18 protein-coding genes are annotated in these 20,748 nt (G+C 48.4%); 10 read left to right on the top strand and 8 right to left on the bottom strand.

Annotated features, from left to right (window positions below; genetic code table 11):
- Position 1 precedes the first annotated feature (1 nt).
- From qoxB to E4665_RS09835, 4 genes are all read left to right on the top strand, one after another.
- The gene (gene qoxB / locus E4665_RS09820; protein ID WP_135348690.1) at positions 2–1,966 is read left to right on the top strand and encodes a cytochrome aa3 quinol oxidase subunit I; all 1,965 of its coding nucleotides are present in this window, start codon (positions 2–4) and stop codon (positions 1,964–1,966) included.
- Positions 1,966–2,595: a cytochrome aa3 quinol oxidase subunit III gene (gene qoxC, locus E4665_RS09825; protein WP_135348624.1), complete on the top strand. Its 630-nt coding sequence runs from the start codon at positions 1,966–1,968 to the stop codon at positions 2,593–2,595. Before qoxB ends, qoxC begins: the two co-directional genes overlap by 1 nt.
- A 1-nt stretch (position 2,596) precedes the next feature.
- Positions 2,597–2,914 carry a cytochrome aa3 quinol oxidase subunit IV gene (qoxD, locus tag E4665_RS09830; RefSeq protein ID WP_135348625.1) on the top strand — a complete coding sequence of 106 codons (318 nt, stop codon included), beginning with the start codon at positions 2,597–2,599 and terminating at the stop codon, positions 2,912–2,914.
- Between the two features lie 213 nt (positions 2,915–3,127).
- Positions 3,128–3,544: a DUF5391 family protein gene (locus E4665_RS09835; RefSeq protein WP_135348626.1), complete on the top strand. Its 417-nt coding sequence runs from the start codon at positions 3,128–3,130 to the stop codon at positions 3,542–3,544.
- A gap of 12 nt (positions 3,545–3,556) precedes the next feature.
- On the opposite strand, the gene E4665_RS09840 is transcribed toward E4665_RS09835, so the two are convergent.
- Positions 3,557–5,143 carry a putative polysaccharide biosynthesis protein gene (locus E4665_RS09840; protein ID WP_135348627.1) on the bottom strand — a complete coding sequence of 529 codons (1,587 nt, stop codon included), beginning with the start codon at positions 5,141–5,143 and terminating at the stop codon, positions 3,557–3,559.
- A gap of 535 nt (positions 5,144–5,678) precedes the next feature.
- Between E4665_RS09840 and pfkB the strand changes: the two genes are divergently transcribed.
- The 4 genes from pfkB (at position 5,679) to E4665_RS09860 (ending at position 11,176) form a co-directional block, all read left to right on the top strand.
- Positions 5,679–6,590, top strand: coding sequence for a 1-phosphofructokinase (gene pfkB, locus E4665_RS09845; protein ID WP_135348628.1), 912 nt, complete (start codon positions 5,679–5,681; stop codon positions 6,588–6,590).
- Positions 6,591–6,762: 172 nt separating this feature from the next.
- Positions 6,763–8,673 carry a PTS fructose transporter subunit IIABC gene (locus E4665_RS09850; RefSeq protein ID WP_135348629.1) on the top strand — a complete coding sequence of 637 codons (1,911 nt, stop codon included), beginning with the start codon at positions 6,763–6,765 and terminating at the stop codon, positions 8,671–8,673.
- A 259-nt stretch (positions 8,674–8,932) separates the two neighbouring features.
- Positions 8,933–10,651, top strand: a complete 1,719-nt coding sequence (gene ptsP, locus E4665_RS09855; RefSeq protein ID WP_135348630.1) for a phosphoenolpyruvate--protein phosphotransferase — start codon at positions 8,933–8,935, stop codon at positions 10,649–10,651.
- A gap of 72 nt (positions 10,652–10,723) precedes the next feature.
- Complete coding sequence (locus E4665_RS09860) at positions 10,724–11,176, top strand: DUF4944 domain-containing protein (RefSeq protein ID WP_135348631.1); 453 nt, start codon at positions 10,724–10,726, stop codon at positions 11,174–11,176.
- 297 nt (positions 11,177–11,473) lie between these two features.
- Here E4665_RS09860 and E4665_RS09865 read toward each other — a convergent pair whose 3' ends face one another.
- Positions 11,474–13,495: a penicillin-binding transpeptidase domain-containing protein gene (locus E4665_RS09865; protein WP_135348632.1), complete on the bottom strand. Its 2,022-nt coding sequence runs from the start codon at positions 13,493–13,495 to the stop codon at positions 11,474–11,476.
- 259 nt (positions 13,496–13,754) lie between these two features.
- On the opposite strand from E4665_RS09865, the gene E4665_RS09870 reads away from it, so the two are divergent.
- Positions 13,755–15,329: a bifunctional metallophosphatase/5'-nucleotidase gene (locus E4665_RS09870; protein ID WP_135348633.1), complete on the top strand. Its 1,575-nt coding sequence runs from the start codon at positions 13,755–13,757 to the stop codon at positions 15,327–15,329.
- Between the two features lie 46 nt (positions 15,330–15,375).
- Entirely contained in the window at positions 15,376–16,107 is a 732-nt protein-coding gene (locus E4665_RS09875) for a uracil-DNA glycosylase (protein ID WP_135348634.1), read from the top strand.
- Positions 16,108–16,199: 92 nt separating this feature from the next.
- Here the strand turns inward: E4665_RS09875 and E4665_RS09880 are convergent, their stop codons facing one another.
- The 6 genes from E4665_RS09880 to E4665_RS09905 are packed head-to-tail and all read right to left on the bottom strand — an operon-like array spanning position 16,200 to position 20,679.
- Positions 16,200–17,342, bottom strand: coding sequence for an ABC transporter permease (locus tag E4665_RS09880; RefSeq protein ID WP_135348635.1), 1,143 nt, complete (start codon positions 17,340–17,342; stop codon positions 16,200–16,202).
- A 12-nt stretch (positions 17,343–17,354) separates the two neighbouring features.
- Positions 17,355–18,272 (bottom strand): ABC transporter ATP-binding protein, encoded by a 918-nt coding sequence (locus tag E4665_RS09885; RefSeq protein WP_135348636.1) that lies wholly within the window; start codon positions 18,270–18,272, stop codon positions 17,355–17,357.
- A 13-nt stretch (positions 18,273–18,285) separates the two neighbouring features.
- Entirely contained in the window at positions 18,286–18,816 is a 531-nt protein-coding gene (locus E4665_RS09890; RefSeq protein ID WP_135348637.1) for a CcdC protein domain-containing protein, read from the bottom strand.
- Positions 18,817–18,828: 12 nt separating this feature from the next.
- Positions 18,829–19,569, bottom strand: a complete 741-nt coding sequence (locus tag E4665_RS09895; protein ID WP_135348638.1) for an ABC transporter permease subunit — start codon at positions 19,567–19,569, stop codon at positions 18,829–18,831.
- Positions 19,570–19,580: 11 nt separating this feature from the next.
- Positions 19,581–20,279 (bottom strand): ABC transporter ATP-binding protein, encoded by a 699-nt coding sequence (locus E4665_RS09900; RefSeq protein ID WP_135348639.1) that lies wholly within the window; start codon positions 20,277–20,279, stop codon positions 19,581–19,583.
- Positions 20,272–20,679, bottom strand: coding sequence for a GntR family transcriptional regulator (locus E4665_RS09905; protein ID WP_135348640.1), 408 nt, complete (start codon positions 20,677–20,679; stop codon positions 20,272–20,274). The genes E4665_RS09900 and E4665_RS09905 overlap by 8 nt, the downstream gene beginning before the upstream one ends.
- Positions 20,680–20,748 lie beyond the last annotated feature (69 nt).

Below are 20,748 nucleotides of genomic sequence, written 5' to 3' on the forward strand. Positions count from 1 at the left end.
GATGGATTCAATCACAAATTTTCTCAGTCATTTCTTCGTTACGGGCGATCCGATGATTTATGGGGCGGATGCTTCGATCGCTCTGGTTTCGGTCGCTGTCTTGGCAGTCCTGACTTATTTTAAAAAATGGAAATGGCTCTGGAACGAATGGCTGACTACAGTTGATCATAAAAAAATAGGAATTATGTATATTATTGCCGCCCTGCTGATGTTCTTCAGAGGCGGCGTCGATGCGCTGATGATGCGAACGCAGCTGGCGATGCCGGGTCTGAGTTTTCTTAACGCGGAACATTATAACCAGGTCTTCACGACACATGGCACGATCATGATTATCTTCGCGGCCATGCCGTTTATTTTTGGACTGATGAATATTGCCGTGCCGCTGCAGATCGGCGCGCGCGACGTGGCTTTTCCTTTTCTGAACGCTGTAAGCTTCTGGCTGTTCTTCGCCGGTGCGATGCTGTTCAACCTGTCGTTTGTCATCGGCGGGTCACCTGACGCAGGCTGGTCCAGCTACGCGCCGTTTGCCGGCATTGAGCTGAACCCGGGTGTTGGACAGAACTACTACGTACTTGCTGTTCAGATTTCTGGTATCGGATCTTTGGCGACAGGGATCAACTTTCTCGTGACGATCCTGAAAATGCGTGCGCCGGGCATGAAACTTTTTAAAATGCCGATGTTCAGCTGGTCGATTCTGATCACTTCGGTTATTATCATCTTCGCTTTCCCGGCTTTTACAGTTGCTCTGGCGTTGATGACGATCGACCGTCTGTTCGGGGCACACTTCTTCACCATTGCCGCCGGCGGTTCGCCGATGCTCTGGGCGAACCTGTTTTGGTTCTGGGGGCATCCGGAGGTTTATATTGTGCTGCTGCCAGTGTTCGGTATTTTCTCAGATGTGATTGCGACCTTTGCCCACAAGACGCTGTTTGGCTACGCCGTCATGGTCTGGTCAATGATCGCAATTTCATTCCTGAGCTTCATCACCTGGCTCCACCACTTCTTTACGATGGGCAATACCGCTCCAGTTAACGCCTTCTTCTCGATATCGACGATGTTGATCGCGATTCCGACCGGTGTGAAAATATTCAACTGGCTGTTTACTTTGAACAAAGGACGAATTGAGTTCACAACACCGATGCTCTGGGCATTGGCTTTTATACCGAACTTTACAATCGGCGGTGTCACCGGCGTCATGCTGGCGATGGCTCCTGCCGATTACCAGTACCACAACAGCTACTTCCTCGTCGCACACTTTCATAGCACACTGATCGCCGGCACGGTATTCGGCATCTTCTGCGGGCTCCATTACTGGTGGCCAAAAATGTTCGGCTATCTGCTCGATGAGAAAAAAGGCAAGTGGGCCTTCTGGGTGTTTATGATTTCCTTTAACATCTGCTTTATGCCAATGTACTTCCTTGGCCTGATGGGCATGACACGTCGTATGTATACTTATCCGGCAGGACTCGGCTGGGGGCCGATCAACTTCATCATGACAATCGGAGCCTTTGGCATGGGCATCGGCTTTGCCATCATGGCTTATAACATTGTCTGGAGTGCAATTCACGGAAAGAAAGATACGACGGGTGATCCGTGGGACGGCCGTACACTCGAATGGTCAATTGCCTCACCGGCTCCGGAATATAATTTTGCCCATATTCCGACGGTCTCAACTCGGGACGCTTTTGAAACAATGAAAGAAGAAAAACGAGCAGGCCGGGCAAAGCCGCCCGCTCCGTTCAAGCCGATCCATATGCCGAACAATTCGGGTATTCCGGTGATTATGTCGGCATTTATGTTTGTGGCCGGATTCGGTTTTGTCTTCTGGTGGTTCTGGATGGCAATCCCGGGCGTGATTGGCGTCATTGCCTGTCTGATCGCACGTTCGTTTGTCTACGATGATTTCCACCACATACCTGTCGATGAAATTGAGCGGACGGAACGCGCTGCGGGGAGGTTATCATAATGGCTGAGTCAACGCTGAGTTTAGACGCTAAAAATAGAAAAAATCTACCGCTTGAGTATTCAACCGAAGAAGGAGACCTCCGCATCGTCGGATTCTGGATGTTCCTCGCAGCTGAACTGGTGCTGTTCGGAACGCTCTTCGGGACCTATCTTGTCTTAAAAAGCCATACCGGAGGCGGTCCGACGGCACAGGATCTGTTTAAAATCGGACCGGTTATGGCGGAAACTTTGGTTCTTCTGGTCAGCAGTTTTACCTGCGGACTCAGCACGCTGGAACTTCGGCGCCATAATAAGAAAGGGCTAATTACCTGGCTGGCCGTGACGATCATTCTCGGGCTCGTCTTTGTCGGGCTGGAAGCGAATGAATTTTATACGTACGTGACTCACGAAGGCGCAACGCTGCAGACAAGCGCGTTTCTTTCAGGATTCTTTATCCTGCTCGGCACGCACGGTTGCCACGTGTCGCTAGGTATTGTCTGGATCGCCGGCATTCTGATCCAGTTGGCAAGACGAGGCATTACACCGGTGACGGCGCGAAAAGCTTTCATCGTCGGACTGTACTGGCATTTTCTTGATGTGGTCTGGATCTTCATCTTCACAGCAGTATATTTGACAGGGTGGGTGATGTAACATGCAGGAAAATGAGAATCAGCCAGTTTCTCGTGACCATGCGGGCTTTCCGTGGAAACAGGTCATCGGATTGCTCTTATCTCTCGTGCTGACCTTTCTGGCTCTGTGGATCGCTGTCGGACATCTTCTGCCCGTTCAGCCGACGATTGCGATAATCGTCGCCCTTGCCATTTTTCAGGCATTTATCCAGCTGTTTATGTTCATGCACGTAACAGAAGGAACCGAGCCAGTGCATCAGCTGATTGGGATCCTGTTCGGCATTTATGTTGCTTTTGCCGTCGTCGGCGGGACCATTTGGATTCTCTATTATCAGATGTAATGGTAGATGAAATTATTAGATATCAATATATGGATTGCTGGGCCGCCTAATAAAGGGCGGCCCAGTTTTTTCAGTGTCTTGATTAAAAAAGTGTCAAATGGAAAAACGAGCGTTGATTTAAATACGACTTTCGTACAATAGACAATAACCAAAGGGTTCTGTATCCTTTTTATGGAAAAAGAATTTGAGCCTCAAAAAAGCGGGGGTAGTCATTTGCACCGGAGACAAAAAACCAGAAAGTCAGTGATTGTCGTAACTTTGTTTTCTTTATTTCTGTTTGTTTTAACTTTGGTACTCTCTTCGATTTCTCCATTGTCCGCCTTAAGCACACATGCCAACACTTTTAACAGCGCCGGCATGTGGTGGTCAATCGGCATCGCACTATTATTTTATTTAATTCCCCTAGCACTTTACATTGTGGGACTAAACTTTGTTAAAATCATCATGGCCATTTTTTGCGGCATCGGACTTTTTACTAATCTATGCCTTGCCGTCATTTCCGGAGTCATCGCTGCATTCTCGGATCATTTTAATGGTTACGGCATCGCGATCATCATAATCTCGCTTATTGCTGTAATGATCAATATTGTCTGGTTTATTTGTGCCTTTAAATTGAAAAATATGCAGTAGTTGCTCGCGCCCTTATTGAACCTTTAAATGACCGGCTATTTTTTTTAAGAGTCCGGTCCATTTTGCCAGCCCTAAATAGGTCATTGCCCCGGCAACGACACAAAAAATAATGATTACAGTGGCTGAGCTCCTGCTATGCGGAACACGGCCGCCAAATATGAGAAAAATCAAATTTATTACAAGCACCATAAGGGTTGTATAGCCGATCATCTGTACAAGCTGCAGACCCATTAGGGAGAACTGATAACCCGTTGCTTTCTTGATTGATATGAGATTAATGAGGATACACAAAAAATAGCCAATATCTGTCGCTACAATTGGCCCCACCATACCGATCGTTTTCATACAAACCGGATTGAGCAGTATTTTCACAAGGATACCAAGACCCAAACTGACTAGAGTCACCTTTTGGCGGTTAATTCCTTGAAGAACAGAAGCAGTAACCTGAAAGAGTGCAAAAAAGATGGCGGTGGGCGCATACCACGTGAGGATCTGTCCGCCAATTTGCAATTGCTCAGGATTCAGAGTGAAATAACTATGAACCATGTATCCCAAAGAAGAAAGCCCGATAGACGCAGGAATTGTAAAAAATAATACGAGCTCAAACGCCTGAGTAATTTTATTAGTGACATCGTTAAGGTCCTTTTTTGAATAGGAAGTGATAATTGCAGGTATAGCGCTGGAGGCAAGCGATGTTGCCAAAACCACGGGTATCATAACCATTTTTTGATCATTCATGGTTAAGTCCGCATTAATGATGTTTATTAATTCTGGGCTGTATTCAAAATAATGGTAGGCCATTAATTGATCGATCAGTTGATACAGCTGCATCGCAATGCCGACAGCCACAAAAGGGAAAGCATAGGTAACGAGCTCTTTGTACATCGACCTGTAGGACATTTTGTAACGTCTGTCCGCGATATTCTGCTGCATTTTCTGCAAATAAGGACGCCGGACAACCCAGTAATGCATCATGACGTACAGACCGGCAACCGATCCGACAAAGGCAGCAAAAGTGGCAATAGCCGCGGCCGTCAAAACGGTACCATTAAATACTTTGATGACCAAGAATGCACCAATTAAAATAAAAGCGACACGGAAAATCTGCTCTGCGACTTGTGAAACAGCTGTTGGTCCCATCGACTGGAACCCCTGAAAATAACCGCGCATCAAACTCATCACCGGGACAATAAGAATGGCGATACTGACGATCCGTATCATAAACACAACTTTCGGATACAAATCTGCGTGAAATCCGTACAGAGCAGTAAAGGCCGGTGCGCCCAGAAACAGGATCAGAAAACCCAGAATCCCAGTTACAGTCATAATTAAAATTCCTGATTTGAACAGACGTTTTCCGGCCTCGTAGTCCCCGACTGCATTGTATTTGGACACAAATTTAGATACAGCAAGTGGAAGCCCCATTGTCGAAATGCTGAGCATAATCGCATAGGGTGTATAGGCGTACTGATAAAGGTTTACCCCGTCGTCCCCCGTTAAGGCGTGGTATGGAAACACAAAAAAGATACCCAGTAATCTTGATACAAAGGCAGCAATGGTCAGGATCATCGTTCCTCTGATCATCTTTGATACAGTCATGTATGTATGCTCCTAAACAGATCGTTTTCATGAATCGGTTTGATGAGAGCCTCGGTGAAATACTCTATCTTTTATAATAAACCAGAACGGTTATGAGCTGTAATATTTTATGGAATTTTTGAATCGGGTGACTTGACGTAGTTGTTTTTTTGAGGTTTTGTACTTTTTTGGGGGCATTGTTCCACCGTACACATTTACCAAAATTTTTTGGCGTGTTTTTTAAAGTCAAGTAACGGTCTTTTTCAAACATTGTGTGAAATCTGCCACCGATTGATCAGGGATGCTATATAATGACGGCTTTTGATTTATTATGATTGATTATGACGGATTTTCCCTATATAATTAATAGATTGAAAAGGCATACGCGAGTCTCTAAATTTGCAGGAATTGCGCAATTTGAATGAACTTTCCGGTTGATACAGAGAATAGGGACAGACTGTCGGCAGGCTAAAATGAATCCGCTCTCTCAGCTGGCCGCATGAGATTCGGAAAGTATTGCGGAGAGCAAAATAAAAAGATTAGAGGTTGATTAGTTGTGATTTATACATTGACATTGAATCCGGCCATTGATTATTTTTTACAGGTGGACCATTTTAAGGCCGGCGAACTGAACCACGTGAAAGCAGACAGAAAGATGGCAGGCGGAAAGGGCATTAACGTTTCGAGGGTATTGCAGCATCTCGGGCTGGTTTCCAAGTGCCTTGGATTCATCGGAGGTTTTACAGGAGAATTTATTAAAGGCAAACTCGCTGAGGAAGGCATTGAAACGGATTTTGTCCCGGTGGACGGCGACACGCGTATCAACGTGAAACTGAAGAGTGATTCAGAAACGGAAATTAACGGAGTCGCGCCACAAATTACGGATGCGCAGCTTGAAGCACTGTTCGGTAAGCTTTCAAAGCTGACGGACACGGACATTCTTGTTCTCTCCGGCAGTGTGCCCGGAACTCTGCCGGTTACCATTTACAAGGATATCATTGAAAAAGTCAGTGGCAGCGGGGTCAAGGTTGTTGCCGATACGAGCGGTGAAGCTTTCAAGAAAGTTGTCACAGCAAAGCCCTTCCTTGTCAAACCAAACCATCACGAACTCGGCGAATATTTTGGCGTTACTGTTGAATCTTTTGATGATGTTAAAAAATATGGGAAAAAGCTTGTTGACCAGGGCATTGAACACGTCATTGTGTCTATGGGCGGCAAGGGTGCCGTCTATATTGACAAGGATCAGTATCTGTTCGCACCGCCAGCAAAAGGTATTCTGAAAAACTCGGTCGGCGCAGGGGATTCGCTGGTCGGCGGCTTCCTTTCTGAATATGCCATCAGCGGTGACTTCCGCAAAGCCTTCCGCAAAGGAGCGGCATCAGGAAGCGCGACAGCGTTCTCAGTCGATCTGTGCACGAAAGAAAAAGTGGAAGAGATCCTGCCGCAAATCACTGTAACGAACATCTGATCTACCGGTCCTTATCTATATTTTTTACGGTGGAAAAGATTTTTATAAAGACGTAATAATAAATCAACGAAGTTCAGCCGAGCACAGCATCAGACTGACAATGCTGCAGACAATGCGGTTAAAGACAGCCTCATAAGCATCTCCGGATGAACCAAGGAGGAACAAAATATTCATGAAAGTTACCGACCTGTTGACAGCCTCGACTGTTAACCTGGATTTGAAGAGTACAACGAAAAAAGATGTGCTGGATGAACTGGCACAGACTCTGGACGGTGCGGGCAAGTTGAATGACCTGGCCGCTTACCGCGCTGCAATTGACAAACGCGAAGGCGAGAGTACAACGGGTATCGGGGACGGCATCGCCATCCCCCACTCGAAAACAGCCGCAGTTAAAGAAGCGGCCATCGCTTTCGGCCGTTCCAAAGAAGGCGTGGATTTTCAGTCGCTGGATGGAAAGCCGGCACACCTCTTTTTCATGATTGCCGCTGAAGACGGTGCGAACGCTACACACCTTGAGGCGCTGTCCACACTCTCCACTTTCCTGATCAAACCTGAATTCCGCGAGAAACTGATGAATGCGGAAACCCCCGAGGAAATTGTCGGCTTGTTTGATGAGCAGGAAGCGGTTAGCAAGAACGTGGCTGCCGAGGAAACGCCAGCGGATAAGGAAAAAGGGTATGAGATTCTGGCCGTAACCGGTTGCCCTACTGGTATCGCCCATACTTATATGGCGGCGGACGCGCTGAGGCAGAAGGCCAAGGAAATGGGCGTCACAATCAAGGTACAGACGAACGGTTCGACCGGCATCAAGAACCGGCTGCAGTCTGATGAAATTGAAAAAGCAAAGGGCATTATCGTTGCGGCCAGCATCAAAATTGATGTTGAGCCCTTCAGAGGCAAGCCGCTGGTGCAGGTACCGGTAACGGATGGTATCCGCAAGCCGGAAGCGCTGATTCAAGAAGTTCTGGACGGTAAAGCTCCGGTTTACGAAGGTGACGGCAGCAAGGCTTCAGGATCAGCAGAGCCTGAAGGAAAGAAAATCGATATATATAAGAACCTGATGAACGGTGTGACCTATATGCTGCCGTTTGTTGTCGGCGGGGGAATCCTGATCGCCATTTCGTATTTAATCGCATCAGTGATGGGCATTGAACTGAAACCAGTTACGTCAGTCGCCGGTGTTCACAACTTCCCGACATTGCTTAGCTTTATTGGACAAGGTAACGCGATGTACCTGATGATTCCAATTCTGGCCGGGTTTATTGCGATGAGCATCGCGGACCGGCCGGGTCTCGCTCCGGGCATGGTCGGTGGTCTGATGGCACTGACGGGTAACGCCGGTTTCCTCGGCGGCCTGATTGCCGGTTTCCTTGCAGGTTATTTGGTAGAGCTGATCAAATGGCTGTTCAGAAAATGGCCGCAATCGCTTGACGGACTGAAACCTGTACTGATTTATCCGTTACTTGGCATTTTCGCAACGGGTGCACTCATGTTTTTAATCAATCAGCCGATCAGCCTGTTCATGACAGCGATGACCCACTGGCTTGGCAGCTTCGGCACCGGCAACCTCGTGCTGATCGGGTTGATCCTTGGCGGTATGATGGGCATTGATCTCGGTGGGCCCTTTAACAAGATTGCCTTTACATTCGGTATTGCGATGATCAGCGCTGGAAATTTCTATCCGCAGGCGGCGGTTATGGCCGGCGGTATGGTGCCCCCGCTTGGCATGGCTCTGGCGACGACGCTATTTTCCTATAAGTTCGACCGCGCGCAGCGGGATGCGGGCAAAGTTGCCTATGTTCTTGGAGCAGCTTTTATTTCTGAAGGCGCGATTCCGTTCGGTGCCGCGGATCCGATTCGTGTTATTGTCTCGACAACAATCGGCTCTGCCCTTGCCGGAGGCCTGTCGCTTCTGTTCCATATCGGGTTGCGTCCTCCGCATGGTGGCATTTTTGTCATTCCGTTGGTCAACGGGAATCCATTCCTCTATGCGCTATCCATTATTATCGGCGCGGTCGTTACCGCACTGATCTACGGGATCTGGAAGAAGCCTCTGGCTGAAAAAGAACCGGTTGAAGACTAAGCTGCAGCTGGATTTTAAAAAGTCAGGCAAATTGTGACAAAACCTGCAAAAAGCATTGTACTCGCTTTCAAAATAAGTGAACTGTTGCTATAATAGTTGGTGTGTTTGAAGCACAAAAAAAGGCCTTGAAACAATGCCTGAAAAAGCGCTTTAATCAGTCGTTTGGACGTAGAGCGGAAGTACTTGCCGCGTGATTTGATGAGAAGCGATGTTGGTATCGCTAAAGTTTTATATTTGAAGGGTTAGGTGAAACAGAACGATGACGGAAAAGATTAAGGGTATTGCTGCTTCGGCAGGTATTGCCATTGCCAAAACATTTATTCTGAGAAATCCTGATCTGTCTTTTGAAAGAAAAACAGTCAGTGACAAAGAATCGGAAAAAAAGAAGCTGAATGACGCGTTGGAGGTCTCGAAAAAAGAATTGACCGAGATCAAGGAAACGGCGGAAAGGGAGCTTGGGAAAGACAAGGCGGAAGTATTTGCTGCCCATCTGATGTTCCTAAGCGATCCTGAATTTGTCGGAGCGATTGGCAGCAAGATTGATGATGAAGGGATCAGCGCTGAATCCGCCCTGCAGGATGTTTCGACATTCTTTATTCAGACTTTTGAAAGCATGAAGGATAACGCTTATATGAGAGAAAGGGCCGCCGATGTCCGAGACGTTTCCAAACGGTTGCTTGCCCATCTGCTCGGCGTTTCATTTACAACACCGGCAAGCATCACGGAACAGACGGTCATTATCGCTGAAGACCTCACGCCTTCCGATACGGCTCAGCTGAACCGAAAATATGTCAAGGGCTTCGCAACGGATATCGGGGGACGGACATCTCACTCGGCGATCATGTCCCGTTCCATGGAAATCCCTGCGGTTGTCGGCACGAAGACAGTGATGTCCCAGGCGAAAGATGGCGAAATCGCTATCGTCGATGGCCTGAAGGGTGAAGTCATCCTTAATCCGACAGAAGAAGAAATTGAAGAATATAAAAGCAAAGCGGCCGCTTTCAAGGAACAGCAGGAAGAATGGAAGAAGCTCGTCCATGAAGCGACAAAGACGAAAGACGGCGCCCATGTCATTCTTGGTGCGAACATCGGTAATCCGGGCGATGTGACCGGAGTAGTCAATAATGGCGGCGAAGCTGTCGGCCTGTACCGTACAGAGTTCCTGTACATGGGACGCGATCAGCTACCAACCGAAGACGAGCAGTTCGATGCCTATAAGGAAGTTCTCGAGAAGATGGAGGGCAAACCGGTCGTTATCCGTACACTGGATATCGGGGGCGACAAGAAGCTGAAATATCTTCCGCTTCCTCATGAAATGAACCCGTTCCTCGGATTCCGCGCAATCCGCCTTTGCCTGGAACGCCAAGATATTTTCCGCACTCAGCTGCGCGCGTTGCTACGTGCCAGCGTATTCGGCAAGCTGCGTATCATGTTCCCGATGATTGCGACAATCAATGAGCTGCGTGAAGCCAAGAAAATTCTTTTTGAAGAAAAAGATAAGCTGGTTGCCGCGGGTACAGAAGTATCTGATGAGATTCAGGTCGGCATGATGATGGAAATTCCTGCCGCCGCTGTATTGGCCGACCGATTTGCCAAAGAAGCCGACTTCTTCAGCATCGGTACCAATGACCTGATTCAGTATACAATGGCTGCAGACCGGATGAATGAACATGTCTCCTATCTCTATCAGCCGGTGAATCCGTCAATCCTCCGTCTGGTCAGCAACATCATCGATGCGGCGCACAAAGAAGGCCACTGGGCCGGCATGTGCGGTGAAATGGCCGGAGATAGCACAGCGATCCCGGTTCTGCTCGCACTCGGGCTCGACGAATTCAGCATGAGCGCTACTTCGATCCTTCCGGCGAGAAGCCAGCTGCTCCGTCTGTCCAAGGAAGAACTGTCCAAGCACAAAGAAGCCTTCTTGAACATGGATACAGCTGAAGAAGTACTTGATTACGTAAAAACAAAAATGAACTGATTGTATATCATCAAACCGGGCGGGAGATTCGCGAAGAGTCTCCCGCCCGGTTTTTATTTAGGGGGAAACCGGATGGATCGCCTGAATAAAACGGTATGGATATGTGTTATCGCAGTATTGGCAATTGTCGGTTGTATCCTGATTCTTGAACATTATATTCTCGCTCCTCCGGTATGGATCGGCTTCTCACCCGATCATGCGTGGGAAGCTAAAATGTATCAAACGCGGGAGGGGAGCGCTCAGGTCTATGATGGAAACATTCATTGGAGAGGATCTGAGTCAGATGCTAAAAAGGTGATTGTCACACAGATCCAATGCTGGAAGAACGGACAAATTGTGGTGGATGGAAAGGACAAGGAACGAATATCTCCGGCTCTGGGATTCGGTGGAATAGACAAGCCAAAGGACAGTGATCATCTGAAAACTGTAATCTACTGGACTGTGAATGGGAAACCCCATAGCGCAGTAATTCAGTTAAAAGAACAGTCCGGGCTCCAGTATAAACTTTCAAGTGCTTTTCACTGAAATTATTACTGAACCGGATCTTGTTCGGTTCCCTGACTGGTAAAGTGCCAAACCCGGCTAGTAAAATCCTGAATCCGGCTGGTAAAGTGCCGAACCTGGCTGGTAAAATCGTGAATTCGGCTGGTAAACTATAGGAAGTGGCTGGTAAAATCCTGAATCCGGCCGGTAAAGTGGTAAACCGTACTCACATTTTTGCAAACTCAAGTCACGATTCAACAATGGTGGACAAAAACTCATTTTTTAACCAAAAAACTCCCCCGGAATGAAACAGTTCCGGGGGAGTTAAATCGTATTCTGTTACTTGTGAAATACCTGCTGGAAGACGGCTTTGACTTTTGGCGAAACATAGCCGCTGCCGCCTTTTTTCTGGGTGTTTTCGATCATCATCGTCACAAGCAGCTTTGGATTGTTTGTATTGTAGGCGACAAACCAGCCGTCTTCCTTTCCGGCGGTGCCTTGTGTTTTCTTGAACTCGGCGGTGCCTGTTTTCCCGGCCAGCGGCAGTCCGCTGATCTGGGCATTGCGGGCGGTTCCGGCCGGGTTGCTGACTACCTGGGTCAGGTCTTGATTCAGAATCTGGGCAATCTGCGGAGACATTACATTTTTCTTCCACAGGGTTGGAGCGGCATCCGTTTTGATGAGCCGCGGTTTAATGATGCTGCCGTCATTGACAAAAGCTGAATAGATCAGTGATAAGTGCAGAGGATTGACGGTAACCTGTCCCTGACCGTAGCCCGAATTAGCGAGCAACATTGCGTTGTTCAGCTTTCCATCGTTGGAAATAGTCGACGGCTGCATCGGATAGGGGATCGGGAGCGCTTCACCGAATCCGTAATTCTTACTGTCATTGGCGAGGGTTGCTCCACCAATCTTGAGCGCTGTCTGGGCAAAGTAAATGTTGTCTGAACGGTAGAGCGCTGATTCAAGATTAACCTGCGGCGCGTGATCCAGCCGGGTCACATAATAATTGCCCCAGGATTTGTCTTGCTGCCATTTGGTACCATTGATGGAAACATTCTTTGACGGATCAATCACATTGTGGCTCAAAGCGATGGCGGCGGTGATCGGCTTGAATGTTGAACCCGGAGCCGTTGCTTCTGAAAAACGGTTCATAAGCGGCCGATTCGGATCATTACTCAATTTAGAATAATCAGCGGATGAAATACCAAGAGCGAACACATTCGGATCATACGACGGTGCGCTGACAAGACCCAAAACGTCTCCTGTTTTGGGGTCAATCGCCGCTGCGGATCCGGAATCTTTTTTCATCTGGCCGTATAAAGCGTCCTGAACGGTTCGATCAATAGTCAACTGAATGTTTTCCCCATTTTTAGGCGCTTGCTGGGCGATCGTCTTGATCTCGTTTCCTGAAGCATCAAGCAGATGGATCACGGCACCATCACGCGCTCGCAGCTGTTTTTCATAAAGCTGTTCAAGACCTGTCCGGCCGATCACCGAGTTTTCATTATAGCCTTCACCCGGGTGCGCCTTCAGGATTTCAGCCGTAATCGGACCGACATATCCGGTCAGATGTCCACTGGCTGCCCCATCCGGATAAACCCTGCTTGCCACGGTTGTTTTATAAACACCAGGAAGTTTTGTCGCATTTTTAATCAGGCTGTGGTTCGATGCATTCACCGTTTTGACCGGAACCAAACTGTCGGGTTTAACCCAGGCCGGCTTCATCGCATCCTGCACTTGCTGCTCTGTGATGCCAAGCATCTTGGCCAGCTGGCTGATCGTTTTTGTCTTTCCGGCACCCGAACCCAGCTGGCCTGGAACAACATCAATCTGTGCCGCTGTTCCGTTCATTGCCAGCGGTTTTCCGTTACGGTCAAGAATTTCACCGCGTTTGGCAGGCAACGTATTGATCCGGACTTTATCTCCTGTTTTCATGCCCGGCAGAATAAGCGATGGCTGCCAGTCAACGTACCAGTTTGTCTGATTTTTGGACTTTTGTTGGGTCAGTTGGATCGTTTGTGAAAACTGAAGGGGTCCCGCTGCTGTGTCAAGAGTTGCTTTTAACGGAACCGATCCGGGTTTATTTTTTGACGGTGTTTTCACGGTAGCCGTCATTTTTCCGGCTTCAATCCCGCTGTAAACTGTCTGGTAGCGGGTGACAAAATCGGTTTTGCTGATCGCTTTTTGAGACTTCTGTGATAGTAGGTTGTACATTTTTGAAAAATCTTGCTTTTGCCAGGCTGCGGTATATTCCTTAAGCCTGTCCTGCGCCGTCGGCTGATGGCTGCCGCAACCGGCAAGGAGAAGCAGAGCGGCAAACAATAGCACGGTTAATACGGAATACTTTCGGAAATTCATTAAGGCACCTCCGTTAATTTATGAAAGGGATACAGCATGTGAGGTGCAATGCCATATTGTCCCATTATATGTTGCATCTTTTTTTATTATAAGAGTTTAAGCCGTACAATGGGGAATGATGTGTTATTTAAGTTGCCAAAAATAATTCATTTAGGCCTATATTTTTTGGGAATCCGGCAACTTTTTCGGCTGAATGGCTGATTTCTGCCGACAGATTGTGCATGAAATGATAGTATGTAGTAAGGATGGTGGCGAATACATGGGCACGATGAAGTTAGTCATTCTTGAGACAAGCGATATTCACGGCAACATTTACCCGATCAGCTACGCGGATAACAGCTACCGCGAGGCCGGTTTAGGAAAGATTGCTCCTTTGATCCGCAAAGAAAGGGAACTTTGTCCGAATATCCTGCTCGCTGATAACGGAGACATGATACAGGGGACGCCTCTGCTTTACTACTATGCGCGCTTTGACCGGCACAGGCCGAATCCTATGGCTGTCCTTAACAACCGGCTTGGGTATGACTGCGCCGTGTTTGGCAACCATGAATTTAACTTTGGGCGGAACGTTCTGGAACATGCAGTGCGCGACGCTCAATTTCCCTGGCTTGCCGCCAACATATTAAATACAGAAACAGGGGATCCCTATTTTGGGAAACCTTATATTGTAAAAAAATATCAATCCGGGCTTCGCGTCGCGCTCCTCGGTCTGATCACAAAATACATACCTATATGGGAAAAACCGGAGAATATTGTCGGCATGCGCTTCGACGATCCTGTCGAGGCAGCGAAGAAATGGGTGCCGTATCTAAAGGACACAGAGCAGTCGGACATTGTCATCATCTCGTATCATGGGGGATTTGAATGCGATCTTAAAACAGGCAGGCCAACGGAGGCACTGACCGGTGAGAATCAGGGCTATCAGCTTTGCGCGGAAGTACCGGGTTTCGATGTGCTCCTGTCGGGTCACCAGCACCGGAGAATCGCCGGAACGGAGATTCACGGAGTGACTGTCGTTCAGCCGGGATGCAATGGGGCCTTTTTGGGAAAAGTGACGCTTAATCTGAAAAAGAGCGAAGCGCGGTGGGTTGTGGATAGCAAAAAATCGGAGCTGCTGCCTGTTAAAGGCGTCGCCGAAGATCGGGAGCTGCTTCGGCTGACGGATGATTATGAACGGGATGCTCAGGACTGGCTGGACCGGCCGTTGGGACGGATCGCCGGTGATATGTTGGTTCACGATCCGATGGAGGTGCGTACGCATGATCATCCGCTGATCGAGTTCATCAACCGGATGCAGATGAAGGCTTCGGGTGCGGACATATCTTCGACGGCGCTATTTAATAATGAATCACCGGGACTCCCGGTGAATGTTTCAATGCGCGATATCGTTTCAAATTATATTTATCCGAACACGCTGAAGGTGATCCGTATCAGCGGGAGTGACATGCTTCAGGCTCTTGAGCGGTCAGCTTCTTATTTCAAGCGTTCAACCGGAGGCCCGATTGAAGTCAGCGACGCTTTTACCACACCAAAGCCCCAGCACTACAATTATGACATGTGGGAAGGGATCGAGTACGTCATAGATCTATCAAAACCCGCCGGCCGCCGAATTGTAAAGCTAGATTACCATGGAGCGCCTGTGAAGATGGACGGACAGTATGATGTGGTGATGAACAATTACCGTTCCGGTGGCGGTGGCGATTACCCGATGTTCCGCAAAAAACCAGTGGTCAAGGATGTTCCGGTGGATGTCGCTGAAATTATAGCCAATGAAATAATCGATAAAAAAGTCATTAAAGCGGAAGTCAACAACAACTGGAAGCTGATCTATTAAGCTTTTTTCACAGTGAATCCTAATAAACGGATAGAGGTGCGCAACTTTGAGACATATTTTGGCAAATGACTGGGAACCATTGCTCGAATCTGAATTTCATAAAGACTACTATCTGAAACTGAGAGAATTCCTGAAAGAGGAGTATTCTACGAAAACGATCTATCCGGATATGTATGATCTTTTTAATGCATTAAAATACACGCCTTATGAGAAAGTAAAAGTGGTCATTCTCGGCCAGGATCCTTACCATGAACCGGGACAGGCGCACGGCCTGAGTTTCTCCGTGAAACCCGGCGTACCGCAGCCTCCGTCGCTTCAGAACATTTTTAAGGAGCTGAACGACGACCTCGGCTGTCCATTCCCCCATCATGGCTGCCTGATTGGGTGGGCGCGCCAAGGTGTGCTGCTGCTGAATACTGTATTGTCGGTACGGCGCGGTGCGGCCAACTCGCATAAGGGTATGGGCTGGGAGCAATTCACGGACGCGGTAATCCGCGACTTGAACGAACGCGAAACACCAATTGTTTTCATACTTTGGGGACGAAATGCCCAGGCAAAAGAAGAACTGATCACAAATGAGCGCCATTTTATTATCAAATCATCGCATCCGAGCCCTTTTTCGGCACGCTACGGCTTCTTCGGCAGCCATCCGTTTTCGCAGGCCAATCACTATCTGGAATCTGCGGGTGAGGAACCGATTAATTGGCAGATCTCTGTCGATGAGCCAAAGTTTCCGCTGAATGAAGAATCCAATAAAAACATCACACAGGAAGGGTAAGAACCTTGCTGCGTGATGTTTTTTTCAAGCGAATTTGCCTCATCTAATTTCAATCCAACCACTTCCATAATACTCCAGACAAGTTGAGGATATCAGTGAGCAGCGTCGTGGATAAACGGTCGGAACCGGAACAGGGCGATAGCGAGCCCGAACACGCCGAATACGAGCAGAAGCAGGAGATTCAGCCAGATGGCACTCAGGCCCGCGTCGCGGATCATGACATCCTGAAAGCCCTGCATCGCCCAGTATTGCGGCGTGAAATAGCCGATATTCTGAACGAACGAAGGCAACATATCGGAAGGGAACCATAATCCGGCAACGATAGCACCGCCCATCGTGATCAGCTGAGTGATCCCGATGCCCTGATTTTGGCTCCGGGCAATCATGGAGAGTCCGAGGCCAAGCCCCGTGCCGCAAAATGCAAGACAAAGTACGATCAGTGTTACAACGACCGGATTGCCTAGATGAAGCCCATAGAAAAGGCGGCCGAAGAAAAGAAGGACGGCACACTGAATCAGGACGGAAACAAAGGGCGGAATCCACATGCCAACCAGATAACCTGCCGAACGAAGCGGCGTTCCCTGAAGGCGGGCGATCATGCCGGAATCGCGTTCTTTGAAGAACCGCTGGAGCATCGAGATCATAATGAAGAAGACAAACATAACGGTATAGCCGGGCACAATCTGAGACATAAAATCAATATGTTTTCCGTTTTCCGTGATGGTCTGAATGTGGATCGGTGCGGCCAGTGTCTGTTTGATCTGCGCCGGATTCAATCCGCGGGCACTGAGTGTCTGTGCCAGTTTCTGCTCGCGGTACTGGTTGGCCATATTCTGCAAGATAGCCTGGATCGGTGCGGCGGAACTGGACTGCGCGCCGTCCTGGTAGAAATGGATTGGCACTCCGCCTTTTTGAAGGCCTGTCTCAAACCCTTTATCGATCACGATAAGGGAAGAGAGGCTGCCGTCCTTAATCTTTTTCACCTGTGAAGCAACGGAGGGACTGTTCTCCTTTTTAACCGTAAATCCTTTCAGCCGGTCGATCTGCTTAACAAACGCCTGTGATGCGGCCGTGCGGTCCAGGTCATGGACATGTATGGTAATCGAAGTCGAACCCGCTGAATTGAAGATTGATCCGAATGCGACAATAAAAAGAAGCGGCAAGATGATCAGAAAGAATACATTGCCTCTTTCCTTCAGCATCAGTTTAAATTCTTTGATCATAACGTTTTTCATACTTAAGCCTCCTCAGTCTCTCAGACTGGTCCCTGTCAGTGACAGGAACACATCTTCAAGGGACGGTTTCACCATTTCAATGGCTTTAAGCTCATCGCCGGATTCTTGATGGTCCAGCAGGGTTTTCATGACGGCAAGCGGGTGGTCGGTTTCGAGCACCCAACCGTGACCCCTCCGATAAATCTTCTTGACTTCTCCGATTGATTCCGGCTGAAAATTTTTCCCGGTTTCCAGATAAACGGCTTTCTGCGCAAAACGGTCGAATAATTGCTCAAGCGATCCCTGGGCGATCACCTTTCCCTGATCGATTATGGCAATCTCATCGCAGAGGGCTTCAACTTCTTCCATGTAGTGAGTGGAATAGATGACGGTCACGCCGCTGTCCCTGAGATGGCGGATCATATCAAAAATATGGTTGCGCGACTGCGGGTCAATGCCTACGGTCGGCTCATCCAGGATCAGCAATTTCGGCTCATGGAGCAGGGCGCAGGCAATGTTGATTCGTCTCTTCATCCCACCTGAAAAACTCTTAATCTGATCTTTGGCGCGGTCTGACAGCCCGGTTTCCTGGAGCACTGCTTCAATCCGGGTCTTCAAAAGAGTTCCTGTAATGCCATAAAGTCCGCCGAAGAATTTCAGGTTATCTATCGCGCTTAATTTATCATAAAGCGTGATTTCCTGCGGCACGTAGCCAACCTGTTTCTGAACGGCCAGTCGGTTTGCCGCAGCGTCCATTCCAAACATGCGGACAGTGCCGCTGTCTGCTGAAAGAATGCCGGTCAGAATTTTCATTGTCGTCGACTTTCCGGCACCATTTGGCCCAAGAAGGCCGAAGCAGGTGCCCTTGCGAATAGAAAAGGACACGTGGTCAAGGGCTGTTTTTGAGCTGAATGCTTTTGTAAGTTGGTTGATTTCGAGGACGTTTTCCATAATTGCCTCCTGTTTAATCCGTGTGTTCCACTGAATTCTCTAACTTTTTATGATTGCTTAAAAGTATGAAATAGTAGAGCGTATAGTAAGCGAACATGATCAGCAGGAGTCCTGCCGTCCAGGAATTTCCCATCGCCTGGCTCATGCTCTGGGTCGAGTCCGATGATGTTCCCTGCAGTGCCCCGTCTGAATATAAGCTGAACATCCTGAACAAGAGTCTCCCGATGAAGAGAAGGCTGACAGCGGTGCCAATCCAGACATTCGGCATGTAGTACAAATGCTCATCCCGCTGTTCAAAACGGGTGATCTTCGAACTGTAAAAGGCTAAAACTGTTCCGACAAGAATGCCGGCTGCGTCCGAGATCAGGCTGACGGGATGGGCAGCGCCTCCGGTCAGAAATAATGCGCCAATGACTAGAAAGATAACGATCCTTACTTTCATTCTCTTTGTCCGCAGGAGCTGCCAACCAATATTCCGGCGGACTCGGCGATAGATAGCGAAAAAAATAAGCGCAGCAATAAAAATCCAATAGAGTGGGTTCATGCAGATACTCCTTTATAAATCAAGTTTTTTATCAAGCAGCCAGGAAGACAGTAAGAGCAGAAGCAGGGCTGCAATCCAGCTGATTATGACAGCCGCGGAAAGAGCGAGCGGATCGTACCGGCCGTTGTATACACCCTGAAACCATCCTGTTGAACTGAACAGGCTCCAGAGAATGCCCCAGAACACCCAGAACAGGATACCTGCCGGACGCCATGTACTTTGGCGAAGCACACCGAGGAACAAGCCCAATCCGGCAAGTAAAGGGAATGCCGCAAGGTCCAGCAGCATGGGCAGCCATCCGGACAGAATAAAGATTTGGAAATCATGAAGTGACAGGCTGCTGCTGATCAGTGTGGCGTAGGCACCGAACAGAATAATCAGCGTAAAGGCGATCAGTGCAAGGCACAGGCCTCTGACCATCATCGCCAGGAATTTTGCAGCAATCAGTCTCCACCTGGAATAGGGGAGAGCGAGCCACCAGCCGACCGTTCCATTTCCCCATTCACGCCGGATCTTGCCTATGGAAAAGCCGAAAACGACCCATGGAATACCCCAGCAGACACTCCAGATGTATTTCATCTCGATGTGATACGAGAGGCTGAAATAAGTGGTCAGAATCAGGGCAGCTGCAAGAAAGAAGATCGCGTAAATCATCCACCACTGCCTGCTCATTCTCGGCTTCCCGTTTTTTCTGACCCTTCTGGTTTCATGGCGGAGAAGCGCGTCGAATGATTGATTATTGATTCCCTGCATGTCTTTTCCTCCTAGTCGCCCATTTTCTTCGAAAGATCATAAATAGAGCCGTATTCTGTGCGCAGTTTTTCAGCGTTCCCTGTCAATTGGACCGCCCCGTCTTTAAGAAAGACGACATCATCCATCAGACCCTCAACTTCGTATATTTCATGAGTGCTGATCAGAAGAGTCTGTTCTTTCTCGCTGATTGCATCAATCAGAGCCTCGATGATCCGTTCGCGTGAGGATCCGTCAATTCCGGAAAAAGGTTCATCAAGAACAATCAGCGGGACACTCCGGGCAATACAAAGAATCAGCATCAGACGCGCCTCCTGACCCTTTGACATGCCCTCAGTTTTTAAGTCAAGAGGAAGGTTCATCAGTTCGGCCAGCCGCAGAGCTTCGCTTTTTTCAAAGCCAGGTAAAATGTTTGAACCCCAGTCAAAGGTTTGCTCCGCTGTGTAATTGCCATACCAGCGCGCCCTGTCCGGCAAATAGGCAATTTGGCTGTTTGTGCGCCATCCGGGTTCTTCCCCAAGCACAGTGAGTCTTCCGCTATCCGGCCGCACAAGCCCGGTGATCATTCGGAAAAAAGTGGATTTGCCTGCACCATTCCCACCAAGAATACCTGTGACGCTTCCCTTTTCGATTGTCAGTGAGAGATGATCAATGGCTTGTTTCCGCCCGTAACTTTTACTGATCTGTTCAGCGATAATAATCGGTTCAGTCATTTTTTCGATGTCCTTTCTCTTGACTCAGTCGTGTCAGATAGGTGTGAATCTCGTTCAGATTAAAACCGAGACTGTGCATATTTTCAAGAAAATCCTGAGCATATTCCAAGGCAAAACGTTCTTTGAACTGTTTGATCTTCATCATAGAAGTCGTTGCAAACGTCCCTTGTCCGCGCCTTTTCTCCGTCAGTCCATCCCGCTCCAGTTCCTGATAAGCATGCATGACGGTGTTCGGGTTAATCTTCAGTTCGTGGGCCATTTCCCTGACGGAAGGAATTTTTTCTCCCAGTCCGATCGTCCCTCTGGCGATTAAACTTCGCATTTGCGTGAGGATCTGTTCGTATAGAGGCTGGCTGAAGTCAATCGAGAAGCTGAGTGAGCCAACCTGCCGTTCATCCATTAAACAACCCTCCAATCGGGTCAATGTTCTTCGTGTTTCAAGCGTATTATATCATATGATACACTTGAT

It is taken from the genome of Sporolactobacillus shoreae (assembly GCF_004684935.1).
In the GTDB taxonomy this organism is placed as follows: Bacteria; Bacillota; Bacilli; order Bacillales; family Sporolactobacillaceae; genus Sporolactobacillus; species Sporolactobacillus shoreae.

Excerpts from the sequence above, each read along its gene's own strand:
- qoxB (WP_135348690.1), top strand. The coding sequence starts at position 2 with ATGGATTCAATCACAAATTTTCTCAGTCATTTCTTCGTTACGGGCGAT.
- qoxC (WP_135348624.1), top strand. The coding sequence starts at position 1,966 with ATGGCTGAGTCAACGCTGAGTTTAGACGCTAAAAATAGAAAAAATCTA.
- qoxD (WP_135348625.1), top strand. The coding sequence starts at position 2,597 with ATGCAGGAAAATGAGAATCAGCCAGTTTCTCGTGACCATGCGGGCTTT.
- E4665_RS09840 (WP_135348627.1), bottom strand. The coding sequence starts at position 5,143 with ATGACTGTATCAAAGATGATCAGAGGAACGATGATCCTGACCATTGCT.
- E4665_RS09850 (WP_135348629.1), top strand. The coding sequence starts at position 6,763 with ATGAAAGTTACCGACCTGTTGACAGCCTCGACTGTTAACCTGGATTTG.
- ptsP (WP_135348630.1), top strand. The coding sequence starts at position 8,933 with ATGACGGAAAAGATTAAGGGTATTGCTGCTTCGGCAGGTATTGCCATT.
- E4665_RS09860 (WP_135348631.1), top strand. The coding sequence starts at position 10,724 with ATGGATCGCCTGAATAAAACGGTATGGATATGTGTTATCGCAGTATTG.
- E4665_RS09865 (WP_135348632.1), bottom strand. The coding sequence starts at position 13,495 with ATGAATTTCCGAAAGTATTCCGTATTAACCGTGCTATTGTTTGCCGCT.
- E4665_RS09870 (WP_135348633.1), top strand. The coding sequence starts at position 13,755 with ATGGGCACGATGAAGTTAGTCATTCTTGAGACAAGCGATATTCACGGC.
- E4665_RS09880 (WP_135348635.1), bottom strand. The coding sequence starts at position 17,342 with ATGAAAAACGTTATGATCAAAGAATTTAAACTGATGCTGAAGGAAAGA.
- E4665_RS09885 (WP_135348636.1), bottom strand. The coding sequence starts at position 18,272 with ATGGAAAACGTCCTCGAAATCAACCAACTTACAAAAGCATTCAGCTCA.
- E4665_RS09890 (WP_135348637.1), bottom strand. The coding sequence starts at position 18,816 with ATGAACCCACTCTATTGGATTTTTATTGCTGCGCTTATTTTTTTCGCT.
- E4665_RS09895 (WP_135348638.1), bottom strand. The coding sequence starts at position 19,569 with ATGCAGGGAATCAATAATCAATCATTCGACGCGCTTCTCCGCCATGAA.
- E4665_RS09900 (WP_135348639.1), bottom strand. The coding sequence starts at position 20,279 with ATGACTGAACCGATTATTATCGCTGAACAGATCAGTAAAAGTTACGGG.
- E4665_RS09905 (WP_135348640.1), bottom strand. The coding sequence starts at position 20,679 with ATGGATGAACGGCAGGTTGGCTCACTCAGCTTCTCGATTGACTTCAGC.